The 14,793-nt window shown below is 45.7% G+C and carries 10 protein-coding genes; 1 reads left to right on the forward strand and 9 read right to left on the reverse strand.

What is annotated here, in order from left to right; all coding sequences use genetic code 11:
• Window positions 1–445: 445 nt before the first annotated feature.
• The 4 genes from QUB35_RS35620 to QUB35_RS35635 all read right to left on the reverse strand — a co-directional run bounded on the left by QUB35_RS35620 (window position 446) and on the right by QUB35_RS35635 (window position 8,504).
• Entirely contained in the window at window positions 446–2,098 is a 1,653-nt protein-coding gene (locus QUB35_RS35620; protein WP_333147270.1) for an RNA-binding domain-containing protein, read from the reverse strand.
• Between the two features lie 81 nt (window positions 2,099–2,179).
• Window positions 2,180–3,487, reverse strand: a complete 1,308-nt coding sequence (locus tag QUB35_RS35625) for a hypothetical protein (RefSeq protein WP_333147272.1) — start codon at window positions 3,485–3,487, stop codon at window positions 2,180–2,182.
• 30 nt (window positions 3,488–3,517) lie between these two features.
• The gene (locus tag QUB35_RS35630) at window positions 3,518–6,712 is read right to left on the reverse strand and encodes a DUF3854 domain-containing protein (protein ID WP_333147274.1); all 3,195 of its coding nucleotides are present in this window, start codon (window positions 6,710–6,712) and stop codon (window positions 3,518–3,520) included.
• Between the two features lie 544 nt (window positions 6,713–7,256).
• Window positions 7,257–8,504, reverse strand: a complete 1,248-nt coding sequence (locus tag QUB35_RS35635) for a helix-turn-helix transcriptional regulator (protein WP_333147276.1) — start codon at window positions 8,502–8,504, stop codon at window positions 7,257–7,259.
• A 205-nt stretch (window positions 8,505–8,709) separates the two neighbouring features.
• On the opposite strand from QUB35_RS35635, the gene QUB35_RS35640 reads away from it, so the two are divergent.
• Window positions 8,710–9,063 carry an HNH endonuclease signature motif containing protein gene (locus tag QUB35_RS35640; RefSeq protein ID WP_333049115.1) on the forward strand — a complete coding sequence of 118 codons (354 nt, stop codon included), beginning with the start codon at window positions 8,710–8,712 and terminating at the stop codon, window positions 9,061–9,063.
• A gap of 890 nt (window positions 9,064–9,953) precedes the next feature.
• Here QUB35_RS35640 and QUB35_RS35645 read toward each other — a convergent pair.
• The 5 genes from QUB35_RS35645 to QUB35_RS35665 all read right to left on the reverse strand — a co-directional run.
• Window positions 9,954–10,115 (reverse strand): hypothetical protein, encoded by a 162-nt coding sequence (locus tag QUB35_RS35645; RefSeq protein WP_333147278.1) that lies wholly within the window; start codon window positions 10,113–10,115, stop codon window positions 9,954–9,956.
• Window positions 10,116–10,552: 437 nt separating this feature from the next.
• Complete coding sequence (locus tag QUB35_RS35650; RefSeq protein WP_333147280.1) at window positions 10,553–10,861, reverse strand: hypothetical protein; 309 nt, start codon at window positions 10,859–10,861, stop codon at window positions 10,553–10,555.
• Window positions 10,858–11,103 (reverse strand): zinc ribbon domain-containing protein, encoded by a 246-nt coding sequence (locus QUB35_RS35655; protein WP_333147287.1) that lies wholly within the window; start codon window positions 11,101–11,103, stop codon window positions 10,858–10,860. Before QUB35_RS35655 ends, QUB35_RS35650 begins: the two co-directional genes overlap by 4 nt.
• Window positions 11,104–11,177: 74 nt before the next feature.
• Entirely contained in the window at window positions 11,178–12,974 is a 1,797-nt protein-coding gene (ltrA, locus tag QUB35_RS35660) for a group II intron reverse transcriptase/maturase (RefSeq protein WP_333147282.1), read from the reverse strand.
• 872 nt (window positions 12,975–13,846) lie between these two features.
• The coding region (locus QUB35_RS35665; protein ID WP_333147284.1) for a group II intron maturase-specific domain-containing protein at window positions 13,847–14,793 on the reverse strand (947 nt) is incomplete at its 5' end.

Genomic DNA, 14,793 nt, shown 5'->3' on the forward strand with positions numbered 1-14,793 from the left:
TAATAATTAAATGGGGTCGCAAAATCAAAAATAAGGGTAATGATTGTATCACAGTTTAAATGTGCAACAGCTTAGGAGTTTTTGGGTAATCGGTTGCTGGGTTAAAAAAGTCTGTTCAAAAGATTTCATTGATTTAAAAGCACCACTGTAATAGCCATTGAGTCGCTTTGGTCTATTATATAAGTATTTTTAATATAGGTACTCCCCTGGTCACAGTACCTATATTAAAGGTATTGTACCCGATTCATCTGTACTGTTTTGTGCGTCAAAGGTCGCCAACTTCCCACCGGGACTATAGTACCAATACCCTGGAATAAGGGGCTAAATGCCCAAATTAACGAACGCTATTTTCCTCCACAGACTCTAAAGATGCGTGTTCAAAAGGCGCGGTGCGTGTTTAAAAAGGCGCGGCGCGCGTTTAAAAGGCGCGGTGCGTGTTTTCCCGCTATGAAACAACATAATATGACGCGCGGCCTTGACCCTCTAATTTCAACTGGTTGGCATCAGTCAACTTCCGCAGCAGGCGACTAGCTTGGTCTTCGCTGATACGACAAAGTTCCACAGCTTCTTTTCTGGTAATTCTGCCGTGAGTCCTTACATATTGAAGCACCATTTGCTCTTGCTGAATGGGTTCAAAGCCAGCTTGCCGGACGTAATCGGCGGATTCTCCCAGTTCTCGGTAAACTAAGGGGCTAAGGGTGTAGGTGCGTCCTTTTTTGACGCCACGCGCTTCTACCAAACCAGCTTCAACTAATCGTTCTAACACGCTGCGGGCGATCGCTTCATCTCGCTGAATGGCACGGGCGAGAGTAGCCGTGTCTAACCGCCTCTCTTGTCGCAATTGTCCGATCGCGATTAAAGAGTCAACGGGGAGTGGGCTTTGACGGCGATTTTCCTCTTCAATCACTACGCGCAACAGTCCTAAGTCGGCTTCCCCCCCTGGCAGTCTGACGGCAACTGAATGAGAGTTTGTGCTTCGATAATCAGGGGCGGATCTTCCGTAGCGCAATAACCCCTGATAAATTAAATCTACGCCGCGTCCGGTGCGTTCGGCGAGTCCGATGCGTTTAATGGCATCGGCTAGAAAGGGGTTTCTCGGTCGGGGTTCTACGACTAGCAGGTTATCTAAGGTGACACCTTCGACAAAACCTCCTGGGTTGCTGATGGTAATTCCGTAATCTTCCCAGCGGATGTGAACGGCTCCCAATTTAGTGTAATCTCGGTGGATGAGGGCATTGACTGAGGCTTCGCGAAAGGCGCGGCGATCGTAGTTGGGAACGGGGACGCGAAATAAACCGATTTGCACTTCATCTTCTTCAACGCGCACCTCGAACTGTTCCATAACTCGCTCAAACAGTTTTAGCAAGGGGGTGCGGTAAAAATCATTGACTCGCACTTGGGTGCCTTCGAGGACTTGAAAGGCGACTTCGTGGGTGGGTAAGTGTTCGCGGAGGGCGCTTTCTCGTCCTAAAATCAGCAGTCCCGTGACGGTGGGGAAGCGAATTCCATCCGTAGAACGCACGAAACCTAAAGCGCCGTCTAGTTCTTCATCAGTTAAGGATAGCAGAGTACGATCGCCACCATATCGCTCTATTAATTGTCGCAGGCGTTCGCGTTCCAGGGGGTCAAAGTCGGTGACAGACGATGATCCGGTGACGGGTAATGAGGAGTAATCGAGAACGCCTAAGTCTGACTGGCGAGTGGCAAATTCGTAGGGATAAAAGGGGACGCATTGGGGTGTTCCGTCTACTTGCAGGCGGCGGCGTTGCAGGAGTCCGTCAGAGGTGGCGACGATGCGAGCTGATTTGGGGACTTCTATGCAGGCAATGGTTTGACCTGCTTCTAGCAACGCTGTAACGCGCACGCTGACTGGGGGGTTGGTGCGGTTGCCAATCATGGCTGCTAGGGTGGATAGGTTTTGGTGTTGGGGGTGCAAACCTGTTATTTGACCGTCATCTTCAACGCCGAGGTAAATGGAGCCTCCGTCTGTATTGGCAAGGCAGACGACGGTTTCAATCAGGTCTTTGTCTGGCAGGCGAGTGCGATCGCTCTTAAACTCGACGGTGAGGGATTCTTGTTCGGGAATCGTGCGATTCATTTAACAATATAAAATAGGGGCGACCAGACGGCATTTACAATCTTACGGGAAAATTGGGTCTAAAGCCCCGTCCTGAGAGTGTCATCCTGTCCCCCCTTCTGCAAGCTCTAAGCGGTGTGCGTAAGTGTTGACGAATTGCCCCGAAAACAGGGATTTCACCATTACCTGAGCCCCTGCAACAGCTCTAACGACATATTTCTGAACCTCACCGCAGAACCTCACCACCGAGCCAATTTTCAGCTCAGACGGTGCTATTTGGGGTACTTTTGTCTCATAAGTGGGAATAGCATGAGTTTCGGGTTCTATCGCCTGATATGAAGCTGCAACTCCCATCCCTTCAGTTGTTAATGTCTCCCCAGGTGCAGCTTCCACTCCGAACACTTGAGTAGTGTGAGCCCATTCCTCATCCAGAGGCGACACACCCTCTGATATCTCTATATTATTATCCGACCCTGTGCCAGCAGTTCCCACCTCATTATTTTGTTGAGGCAAATCCTGAGAAAACACACCCTCTGACATCCCTATATTATTATCCGACCCTGTGCCGACAGTTCCCACCTCATTATTTTGTTGAGATAAACCAAGAGGCGGCACAACCTCAGATATCTCTATATTATTATCCGACCCTGTGCCAACAGTTCCCACCTCATTATTTTGTTGAGGCAAATCCTGAGAAAACACACCCTTTGATATCTCTATATTATTATCCGACCCTGTGCCAGCAGTTCCCACCTCATTAATCTGTTGAGATAAACCAAGGGGAGGCACACCCCCTGACATCTCTATACTATTATCCGACTCTGTGCCACTACAAACCTCTCCTAAACACTGAGTAGCAGCTTCTGCCAAAGAAACTGCCTCTTTATCCCGCTGCTGCCAAACCTCAAAAATCGCCTCCCTGCCATCCTGGGGAAACTCAAACTGGTAAACCCTAATGCGTTTGGGCCTCCCTTTAGCATCTCGTTCCTCTGACCTTTCTTGGCGAACTCGCCGCAAAGTAAAGCCAAGTTTACACCTTAAAATATACTGTACCACCTCCATGGGTGTCATCTTTTGACTGACACTAATACCCAGAAAATCCTTAATATCAACACTGCACTGCTTCACTTGTTCCGCAAAAGCTATCACATCCGCATCAGTCCCCCGGTACTCTCGGTTAACATTAAACAACGACTTTATTCCCAACGCCTTCAAAGCTTCCACACTTGCCGTCAGCAAACGCAAATCTTGAGGACACACCTTCCCTTGCCCCCTTTCCAGATGCCCCGCCAAGTGATTTTTATCTCGAAATATGACCAACTCCGGGTCATAAATTAAATAGTAATGTAAGCGAATTTGAGGCAGCCAGCCAGCATCATCCTTCAACTTAAGTTCAGGCGTGATGGGCACTCCATAAGTCTCTTGTAATTGATACTTGCGCTACTGGTTTAGTTCATCACGAGTCTTAGCCCGTTTGTCTTTCAATTCTAAGTATTTAGAAAGAGTAATGTCAGAAGCATTATTAACAGCCTGCGCTTCTAACAATTTATTCTCTTCCTTGATAGATGTCGCTTCTGCACGGATGCAAGCTGCTACCGTTTCCCGGCTATATAACTCCGACTTTAATTTGCGGTCTTGCGACTCTAGTTCTTCCAATAAATCCCAATTTTGAGCATTGTTTGCTGCAAGCTGTCGTAACAGCAAAACTTTGAGTTCTTGTTGTAATTGATTCTCTCGACATAGCGAAACAGAATGCCCTTCAGCTTTTAAAGCTTCCCAAATAGCCTCCCTGTAGTTCCACATCCCAGCATTAATTCTCGCCCCCATTTTAGCCCAAGTTCGCAAGTGAATTGGGTCGTAAGCTTCATCAATGTCAAAATCCACGCCTTGCAACAATTTGAGATTGGTTGTGATGACTTTTTTTTGAGATTTGAGAATTGCTTGGTAACTCGAACTGCCATTGCCAATTTTGCCCACACCAAAGGGCGCAGTCCAGACAAACCAAGGCACAGTTTCATCTCGAACTCGCGCTAGTGCTTGCAAAGCGTCGTTAACAGCAATTGCTCCTTTAAAAATGCCGAAAACCGCTGTAAAATGATGGCGAAGGTCAATGCTAACTCCTGTGCCAATTGTGGGACTAGCGATGATGATATCATAGTTTTGTATGAGCGTATTTAGTTGGTCAATGCAACCGTAAGCGGGATGATTTGGATCTGATACTGATTCGCTATCAATCCTGAGAATTCGCTGATGAGGAAAGCGTTTTTGCAGTTGGGTTTCAAGGTTGCGACAAGACCAATTTCCTGTAACTTTTTGTGAGTCTTCTACAACCATAATGCGCGGTCGATATCGCTCTATAGGGTGAGATTCAGTAGGTTTTTTTAAGTTACATTCAGTAAAGTTTATTGGGCTACATTTTGCGGGTGTTTCACAATCACACTTAGCAGGGTTTTTACAGTCATATTCACTAGGGTTTTCCGAAACATATTTAGCAAAGCATTTAGAGTCACATTCAGTGAATTTTACAATAGGACATTCACCAGAGGTTTTCTGATAATATTCAGGATGGCTTTTACAGTCACATTCAGCGCCTTTTACAATAGGACATTCACCAGAGGTTTTCTGATAATATTCAGGATGGCTTTTACAGTCACATTGAGCAGGTTTTACAGGACATTCACCAGAGGTTCTTTGACAATATTTAGCACAGATATCACTGTCATATTTAGCGCATTTTACAGGATATTGATCAGAGGTTTCGTGACAATATTTAGCACAGATATCACTGTCATATTTAGCGCATTTTACAGGATATTTATCTGAGGTTTTCTGACAATATTCAGTAGGGCTTTTAGAGCCATATTTAGTACAGGTTATAGGAGAGCATTTGGCACGAGTGTTAAAGCCATATTCAGCACAGGTTATAGGACAAAAATTGGCACGGCTTTTTAACCCATATTCACCCCGGATTACAGGAGAATATTTGACATGGCTTTCAGAACTACATTCAGCAGGATTTTTACCACCAAATTCGGCACAGTTTAAGCTTATAGGACAGCATTCGGCACGGCTTTCAATGTCACAACAAGTGATTTCTTGAGACAGAATTTGCTCCATCTGCACATACAGCGAAGCTGGGTTTGAAGTGGCAAAAAACGTCACATCTCGCCCTCGTTTTGGCTGCCACTCGTTAACAACAACCCAAGGCGAAATAGGGATACCTGCTATGGCTATTAAGTAGTCAATGCTGTAATCCGATAAATCTGCATCTTGGGCAACAACTAAGCCTCCACTTGTCAAGACGTTGTGGATGAGTTCTTGCAGAGTTTGCAAGATGGCGACTCGGTTTTCGCGGCAAGTTGAACTGTTTAAGGCGTGCCAGATGACTTGTTCGCACTCATCGATGATGACGATCGCACCGAACCAGTCTTCAGGATTAAAATTAGCTTGAGAGAGGGGGTGGAGGCTGTCTATACACAAGCCGTATCCGAACAGTTTACCAAGGGCTGAGTCTCTGGTTTCGTCGATGTAGTTGATTCCTAAGCTGGCACAGATAGCCCTACCCAGTTGAATCCTATGGGTAATTATCAGCACGCGGCGATCGCCTGTGGAAAGGGATTGTGAGACTAAGTTGGTGAGGGCTTGGGTTTTGCCGGTGCCTTTGGGGGCTTTGATGCAGGCTAACCCGGACTCTGGATAGGGGAGTTTTCCCAGATAGCGAGAATTTAGCTTTAAAGAGGCGGGATAGGTTAAAAGCCATGATTCCCTATCAAGCCAGAATTGGAAGCCTTGCGCTTCATTTTTGAGGGCGCTGAAGGCATCTTCGCCCTTTGATACCACGAAATCGTCAACGCCTTTTTCTGGCCCTGGCAAGTTGATGACTTTGACGGGGCATTTGGCGGCTGCGAACAGGCGACCCAGTTTGCCAATTTCCCGGTTGACGTTTTGGATGGTTTGGCGTTTGCTGTCGCGGTCGAAGCAGATGTAGATTTCACGTTCCTCTGTGGCGAAGTGTTGCAGTTCAGGGATGAGGTAGGGGTCGCATTTTTCCCCTTGGCAGGTTTTGGTTCTGACACCGCCTGTGACACCGGGGAGGGCGATGGCGGCGTAGCCCAGTGTGAGTAGGCATCCGGCTTTTTTTGCGCCTTCGACGATGATGACGGGGATGTTGTTGTCCCATACCCATTGCCAGAAGCCAAGTTGTTTGTCTGAGTTGTCGATGGGGACATCGTAGCGTGCTGCGACTTTTGCCCAGATGTGATCTGGGACTTGCAGGAAGAAGGCTCTGGTGGGGGTTTTGGGGGGGTGTTCGTATTTGACGGGTTTGATTTTGCCTTTGGGGTCAAAGGCATTTCGGGGCTGGTGAGGTTTGAAGCAGCCCCAATACATGGGTTGCCAGTTGTTGAGGGGGTCAAGACCATTGCACCACCAGCCACCGTGTTCGATGTGGCTGTAGTGCTTTCTGGCCCACCGCCATTGTGCGTCGGGGTGGACTCTGCTGGAGGCGGCGGTGATTTCGGATAGGAGGTATTGGTACGGGGTGTCGTCTGAGAGGGTTTGGACGTTGAGGGCGATGAGGTCGGGGTCTATGCCTGAAGCCAGCCATTCGGACAGTGGGGAGATGGGTGATGTCATTGGACACCCCCGGTGTTGGTCAAATGGAAGGGCAGCCAGAAGGGGTCAGGCGGGGTTGATGGGGCTGTGAGTTGGGGTAGGGGTGTTTCTCTGGTGTCAGCAAGGCTGCGGGCAATTCCCGTGCGTTTGGTTTGACGGCAATGCTTCCAGCACCTCAGATAAATTTCTCTCGTCACGTTTTATATTGGGCAGAATTTGAAATCAATCCTTAGCCTGTCTGACTCGGCTGCTGTGGTTAGTGACACTCCGTTAAACTACTCAAACTACTCAGGAGATTTTTAGGCGCTGAAAGCTATACAGGACAAAGGTTTCAAATTTACAACTTTTCCGAATACCCCCTAAACTTTTCCGAATACCCCCTAAACTTTTCCGAATACCCCCAAAGTGTTTAGGCGCTGAAACCATTGTCAGATAATAGATTCAAGCAAATTTGCCAATTTTTTAGGTGTTTAGCGGTTTAAACACTCTGCTGCTCAAAAAGCTAAAAAGACCCCCTGAATTGGGAGTCTTTCCGCTGGATGCAAGATGCCTTTTGGTTGGCTAGTTACTCATTTAAGCCAAGGTGACGAATTATCTTGGTTTTCAGGCTGGGCTTGATGGTATGTGGATAGCAGCCGTTTTCAATCTGAGATAGCTGGGATGCTGAAATCCCCAGCTCTTTTGCCATTGTTCTCAGGCTTTCTCCCAGAGCTTTCCGAGCTTCTCTCACCCACTGACCAAAAGCTATGGGTTCGGTTAGGTTGGCTGCTGGCTGAGCTGACTTCCGCTTGCGGGCGGGTCTTTTTGGCGGTTGCGGTTGCTCTGGTTTTGGCTCTGGTTGTGGTGGGTGTTTGGGTAGCGCTTCTGGCTGGCGTAAAGTCCCGTTAAGCTGTAGCCAGGTTTCAAACCAGTGATTAGGCTTTTTGACTTTGCTGTTTGGATGCGCCCAGTCAGGGACATCGGGCTCGTAGTCAAAGAGGTAGGGGTATTCAAAATTTCCCAGTGTTTTCAGCCCTCGATCAAAGCTGCGCTTTAAATTCGAGGCAGTAACTCCGTTTCTCTTGGCTGTCTCTATGTCGTTCTTATACCCGATTCGCGTCAGCAGTGTTTCTATTTGATACCGACCGCTTTTGTGCTGTTGCAGGGCAAATAGGGCAAAATAAGCCAGTCTGAGAGCCATTTTTTCCTGGTAATAATCTAGTTTTAGCGCCTCGCTCGTAAGGTAGCCAAATTCCCGCAAGTATTCGTGACCTGCAAATTTGTCAAACCATTTGCCAGGGCGATAAGTGATTTCAATATCGATCAAGGTGTTTTTGTCTTGTTGATGAAACACCTCGGTAATTTGAAAAATCTCCCAGAGATTGGAGTGTTCAATAGTAAATATTTTATTGCGTATCCGCCAAGCTTTAACGGAAACTTCTAATCGTTTTAGCAGATATCCATGATAGGCTAAGGCTCTTAGTTTTTCTTCTTTAGAAAGGTATCGGGCTGGCTGGCTATTGGCGTCTCGTTCGGCTTTTGGGATGTAGTGTTTCTTTTTGTTATTCTCACCAAAGTCAGCTAGGAGTTTAGATGCTGATACTGTAATTTGCTCTCTCCCGACTTCGGGCTTGCGGAAGGCAATCATTGCCAGTGCATAGTGCAGTTTGAGGGTTTCTTCTCCGAAGTTCTGGGCGATAATTTCCTTGGCTTGATAGGCAATTTCAGCAAAGTCTGTTAGGTCGAAACGATCGCGGATTTGCAATTCAACTCGACCTTTGGAAAAATCTTTGCGACCATTCAAACTGGTTTCGCTTATTTCCCAGAAATCCATACCAGTGACTCCAGCCGTATAGATTGTATCTGTGATTGCACTACTGGGGCATTCTTCGTAGAATTTTCTTTGGCAGAGGCGGGGTTCTGTAGATGACTTATGTGACCGTTGCGATTGCTTTGGCTCCGCGTAGGAGCTGTTGCTAAGGTTATTAGAGTCTATATTAACCTCAAGGTTTTGATGATCGCAGATTTTCTTGCCAGACATGGGGGTGATCTGTCTCCACCTGTTATGGTCGGTCCATCGTGCTTGTCAGGTTGATGGGTTTGCTAATTACAAAGTTTTATCGTCGCATCACGAAGTAAATCGCTCTTCTGTGGGTAAAACCATTTGGGAGCCTGGGTCTAAATATTACAAAATAGCCCAAAACCAGAACTGGTTGTGTCCAATCTGTGGGGAAAATCTACACAATGGAGAAGCTCTAGAAACACACCACATAGTACCTCTGGTAAAAGGTGGAACAGATGAAATCGACAATCTTCAACACCTACATAAAATTTGCCATAAGACGGTACATAGTGGTAAACGTTCTGTGAAGGCAAAGGCCCCGGCCGTATGATGCGACGAGTAGCAAGTACGGTTCTGAGGGGAGGAGATACGGTGACGTATGCTCTCTTGCCCGACAGTCGCAAGCACGGTTTCGGATGGGAGGGGTGGAGTAGCAATACTCCCCTCGACCCTAACCGATTTGGTGGCGTATGAGGACTTGATGGTTCGTAATATGGTCAAGAATAGACACTCTTGCAAATCGATCAGTGATGCAGCATGGACTCAGTATTCCGAATCAGTGGTGGGAGGATGTCAATCGAATGTCCGAATAAACCTGCAAGCCGCTTTGACGCAAGCTCGCCATTGACTCTATCAATCCGAGTACACCTTGACCAAACTAATGCAGAAAAGTCGCTCTGACTGGTTCAAAATTTTTAGCCAAAAATAAGGAGGAAAAAAGAGGAGAAAACAGCACGTTTATTACTCATTACACCTCCTATTTCCTACTTTTAGCCTCAGTTTAAGTAGAAATGCTTATTAAGCTTTGTAAAGAATTGTTGCTTTTGGCGTGATTTTTTGTATTTCAGACCCTTCTAAATCCTCTTCAATCCTCATAATAAGTACGCCAATTGCGTAGCAAGCCATGTCAAATGTACGTACAAGAGTCGAATTTGAGCACTTTTTACCAATTTATGGTTTTTGCAAGACTGCGATGAGAACAGTTGGAAATGGAAGTTAGCTCACGCACACTCTGGGCAATCAAGGCAAGAAAGTTTGATGGGGCAGTTTGGACTTTGATAGAACTGTGTGATCGCCAGTCGCCCTTGAAGCTAGGATTGAGCTAGTTGGTGTACAGGTTTTTGGGTCTTCGGCATCGGAGCATTGCACGACGCAAGCCAGTTGGTGCAGTTCGGTATTGGCTGGTAACGCCCAACGCGATCGCGCCTTGCCCTCCTGTTTTTAATCTCGCAGCCAGTAAAGAGGTCGATACTCGCTGTGACGATCGTTCGTCCGACAGCGAGCATCGAGCTTGGACTTAACTCGCCATGAGGCCGATCGCTTTTGCTTGTAGGTCGAGTTGATGCCAGCAAATCCAACATCCACCATAGCTTTATCAGTCACAAAGATAGCTAGGAGTCGAAAGTTGGATATTGGCAGTTTAGATTTCAACAGAGCACAAGCGTGAGCAAGTGAGTCCAGGGTAAGAGCATCTCAATCAGGCTTGACACAAGCACTCTTTGAATCTGCATCATATAGTCATCATTCATCGTCGCTCGGTTCTTTTTTTGTCGCAAACTACGTCGGAGAGGCGTTTCTTGATTGATGGCATTAAGTGCCATTCGTCTTAGAACAATAGTCCGGACAGTTTTTGGAACCAGACTACAAGCTTACGCGGGGCAAGGATCATAATAAAGTCGAATTAAATGCCCCGTCAGGGGTGGATCGGACATTGATTTAATTATCCACAGGGGCTGCGAAGTCCTACAGAATAAGCCATTGGGCCATATAAAAACTGTCCGGACTATTGGAGTATGCCATTTATGACTAATTCTAGCTCCTCATCCAAGATCCCAAATAGGTTCTATCAGTGTGTTACCCATCCAAGAAATAACCTCGCCTTGTCCGTACTTGGGAGAAAAGAGCTGCTGTCCAGGGTCTAACCACTCAGGATGCTTTCGTTCGCTGTTGGGAGTCACAGCGCGGATAAGAGCAGCATAGTCAGGGGGTTCGTGGTTTGTCATGGTTTTGGGGATAACACCAATTGCTTCATCTTGACACTCCTCGGCCTGAAGGCGCGAGGATTCTTGAGGAATTTCTACCTCAATTTCCCTATTTCTAGGGTTCCCAGACTCCTCACGTTTGCTCAAGTGAGCGTGAGGATATCTTCTGAGCGTTTAGGCGCGAACGCCCGGTAACGCGAGAGTCCCCACGTACCAATTTCTCTCGCCCGATCGCGAATAGTTTTTGCTGCACCGATATCAGCGTGTTCATGGTATCCGCATTCAGTGCAAATGAACTTTTCGCCATCTCGATTAGACTTGTCGATATGACCGCAGTTCCGACATTCTTGGCTGGAGTATTTGGGATTAATTTTGATTACGACTTTGATGGAGTCGAGTAGAAAGTCTCCTTTCTACCCTCTCCTACAAAACCGAACGTGAAACTTTCGCTTCATTCGGCTCCTCAATGAAATGGCTCTATGTCACGAGTACCCAGACTTCCATCAGTGGTTGTCTTTGTGTCATGGCAATGTTTGTGAAGGGCTTGAAGGTTGGCATATGAGTTTTTGCCTCCTTTGCTTTTTGGTTCAATATGGTCAATTTCTATCAAGTCTCCCGGTTTAAATGGTAGTCCGCAATGATTGCATTTACCCTGTTGTCTTTTCAACAAAGTTGCAAGTTTTGTAGAGACTTCAGGATTTCGCCCCATGCGTGTACTCCAGTATATCCAATCTCCATCGTAAGGACTTCTTATTCCTTGAACTTTGGTAAAAACCTTAATTGGGGTCTTTGAGTGTTTTTCAAGTGTTAGTCCTTGTCGGGTGCTAAAACACCAATTATCATTTCCTACGGTATGCCAGTATTTATCTGATATTTGGTATTTATTGGAATGTGTGTTTCTACGCTTTGCCCAGGCTCGGAGTTTTTGATATAACAGAAAATCCATCCTATCGAGGACTTTTTGGCTTGAAACAGTAGAGTAATAATTAGACCATCCTCTAATAATTGAAGTGAGCTCAGTTATTAGTACCGCTTGCGGTTTTGTGAGGTTTTTGTCTACTATTCCTGCCAATTTTTTCTGGTGAATTTTCTGTTTTTCCTTACTCGGAGTGATGAGCGTGTTAAATCCCAATCTTTTCCCTTCGGAATTGCTTGCACTGCGGTAATTTCCTGATGGATATTGTTGGATATGGAATCCAAGAAAGTTAAACCATACATTTCCGTTGTACTCGTGAAGGGTGTGGGTTATTTTTGTTTTACTGGGTTTTAATTCCAGTCCCATGCCTTTGAGCCATTCGGATATTATTTCTTGGCATTGGATTACCACATTTGGATCTTCATGTATTACGACAAAATCGTCTGCGTATCTTATGATGCTGAGCGATTTTACCTTAGTTTGCCAACTCACCTGATTTCCTTTGGGATTACGGATATCTAGCGTTTTGGCAAATTCCATGAGTTTTATTTCCATTCCATGTAGGGCTATGTTGGCTAATAATGGGGAAATTACTCCTCCCTGTGGAGTTCCCTCATTTGTTGGAAATAAATTGTTCCCATCCACTACTCCTGAATTTAACCAAGATTTGATTTGTTTCTGGAGTTTTGGAAATGTGTTTATTTTTGCCAAGAGTGCTTCATGGTTGATTTTATCAAAGCATTTCGCAATGTCGGCATCAAGCACGTATTTGGCTTTTTGTCTAATTGCGTTGAATATTGCTTCAATTGCATCGTGACATGAGCGTCCGGGTCTGAATCCATAGGAGTTACCTTCAAAACGTGCTTCCCATTCTGGTTCGAGCGTTAGTTTTGTTAGTGCTTGTAATGCACGGTCGTGCATTGTGGGTATTCCCAAGGGTCTTTTTTCCTCAGTTCCAGGTTTTGGAATCCATACCCGACGAGTGGGCTTGGACAAACCTGTCATCTTGAGTTTGTTAATCAATTCAAGTCTTGCATTAGGTTTTAAGGATTTAATACCATCAATACCTGCTGTTTTCTTGCCTTGATTATCTTGGGTTACTCGGCGTACTGCAAGACATTTGGCGCTCCAAGACCTGATTAAGGTTTTTTGAAGTTTTCGGACTACCTTAACATCACCACGTTTCGAGGCTTGATATATCCGTTTTTGCAACTTGTGAACCCGTTTTTCTATCTGTTTCCAAGGTAATTCCTGCCATTGGTAGTCAGATTGTACCTCTAAGCAAATAGGAATGTCGTTTTCCCATGCCACCCTAAACTTTGATTTGGTTTTAGCCTTATTCATTGCTACTCACCGCTATATCATCCATTTCACCGTGGGTACGTCAGCGTATCCTTTTGCTTTCCAAAAGGCATTTGCTTCTTACCCTATCCTTCCCCTCAATTGCTTGCGACTGGTTGTCTTCTTGAGTATCGACCACCTCAAGAGCATTTGTGGGGTTACTTCGTTCCAAGTCACCATTATTTAGAACCTTTAGAGTGTTACTATCCACCGGGTTTATAGGCAGTGCAAGTTGGTCAACAAGGAAATTGCCAACGCCCTATCCATGCCTTTTGGCTTGGGCTAATAGCCGTCGTAGTCCATTTGTAATAACGATGGTTCGGACATAACTTTACCTTGTGGTTACTCATGGATTCTTGCTAGACGGGATTTCCAGTACGGCTCTGAATTACCGTCGTTCATCCCCGCTTCACCTGCTTGATAACCATTCGCCCAGGTGGGGGATGTGCTTTCACCTCTGCACTAGAGGGGTAGGACTTGAAATTTCTAGGATACTTTTCCTCACCTACATGGTGTCTCAGTTATCATCTCTAGAGGATTGAAGTGCGTTCAACCTTTCGGTTACTCTAGAGAAGTCAGTCATCCCTAAGTATTACTACTATTTCGACTGAACGAATCGCACTCCTTGCTTTGCAGCCAGATACTCGATCTTCAAAATTAATTCGGCCCAACCTGCGTCAGAGATAGAACGGTTTAAACCTTTCTTTCTTGATTGCCCATTTTTGAGGAATCTACCTGTTTTTTCGTCAACCTGTTAGAGTCGATAGGAGCGTTACCACTCCTACCTCTCCTTCAGAACCGGACGTGAGACTTTCACCTCATCCGGCTCCTTGATAATTCCACCTTTGTTATAGGTACGATTCAAGAGCTAACTATCAGGTTTTGGCACATTCTTTTGAGTGCATTGACCCGTCTGTTGCTGTCTTTGTGTCGTGGCAATGTCTGTGTAAAAGTTGATAGTTACTGTCGGCATCTTTACCGCCGAGACTTTTTGGGATTATGTGGTCAACTTCTACAATGTCTGTATCCTTAAAGTATAGACCACAGTGAGAACAACGACCCTTTTGTTTCTTGAGTAATTTGGCTTCCCTTGTGGGAATACCAGGGTATGTTCCCCTTCGCGCACTCCAATAAGACCAGTCACCGTTGTAAGGACTAACCTCGCCTTTCACCTTTGTGTGTCTTACGATTTCCGTATCGGAGTGTAAGGTTAATTTAATCCCGTCTTCGGTGCTGAAACACCAATTGCGCCTGCCTACTGTTCTCCAGTATTTAGCCACATTGATATCCCCTTTTCCCCTCGTTCTTGCCCAAGCTCTTAACTTTTGCCAAGTTAGATGGTCAACCTTTGAAAAGGTTTCCTTACTAACGACTGTTGAATAGTAGTTTGACCATCCCCTAATTATTGGATTCAGCTTACTAATTAAGGCAGCTTGTGGGGCGGTCTTATGAGTATCTATTACTTCAGCAATCTTGGCTAGATGCACTTTGATTTTTGCTTGAGACGGGGTGATTAGTGTTGTAAAACCAAGCGGTGTACCATGTGTATTTTTGGCACATATATATGCCCCGGATTTATATTGTTGTACATGGAAACCTAAGAACTCAAATCCAGCATCACCATCAATCTCAATGAAGGTGTGGGTTAATTTTGTTTTACTCGGCTTTAACTCCAATCCCATATCACGTAACCATTCAGCGATTATCTCCTGACATTTCTTAACTACGTTTAAATCCTCATGGATAAGTCGGGTAAAGGGATTACATCGCTGTAACCCCCTCCCCTCAAAACCGGACTTGTACCTTTGGGCACATCCGGCTT

The sequence above is a fragment of the Microcoleus sp. B13-B6 genome (assembly GCF_036705405.1).
Classification (GTDB): domain Bacteria; phylum Cyanobacteriota; class Cyanobacteriia; order Cyanobacteriales; family Microcoleaceae; genus Microcoleus.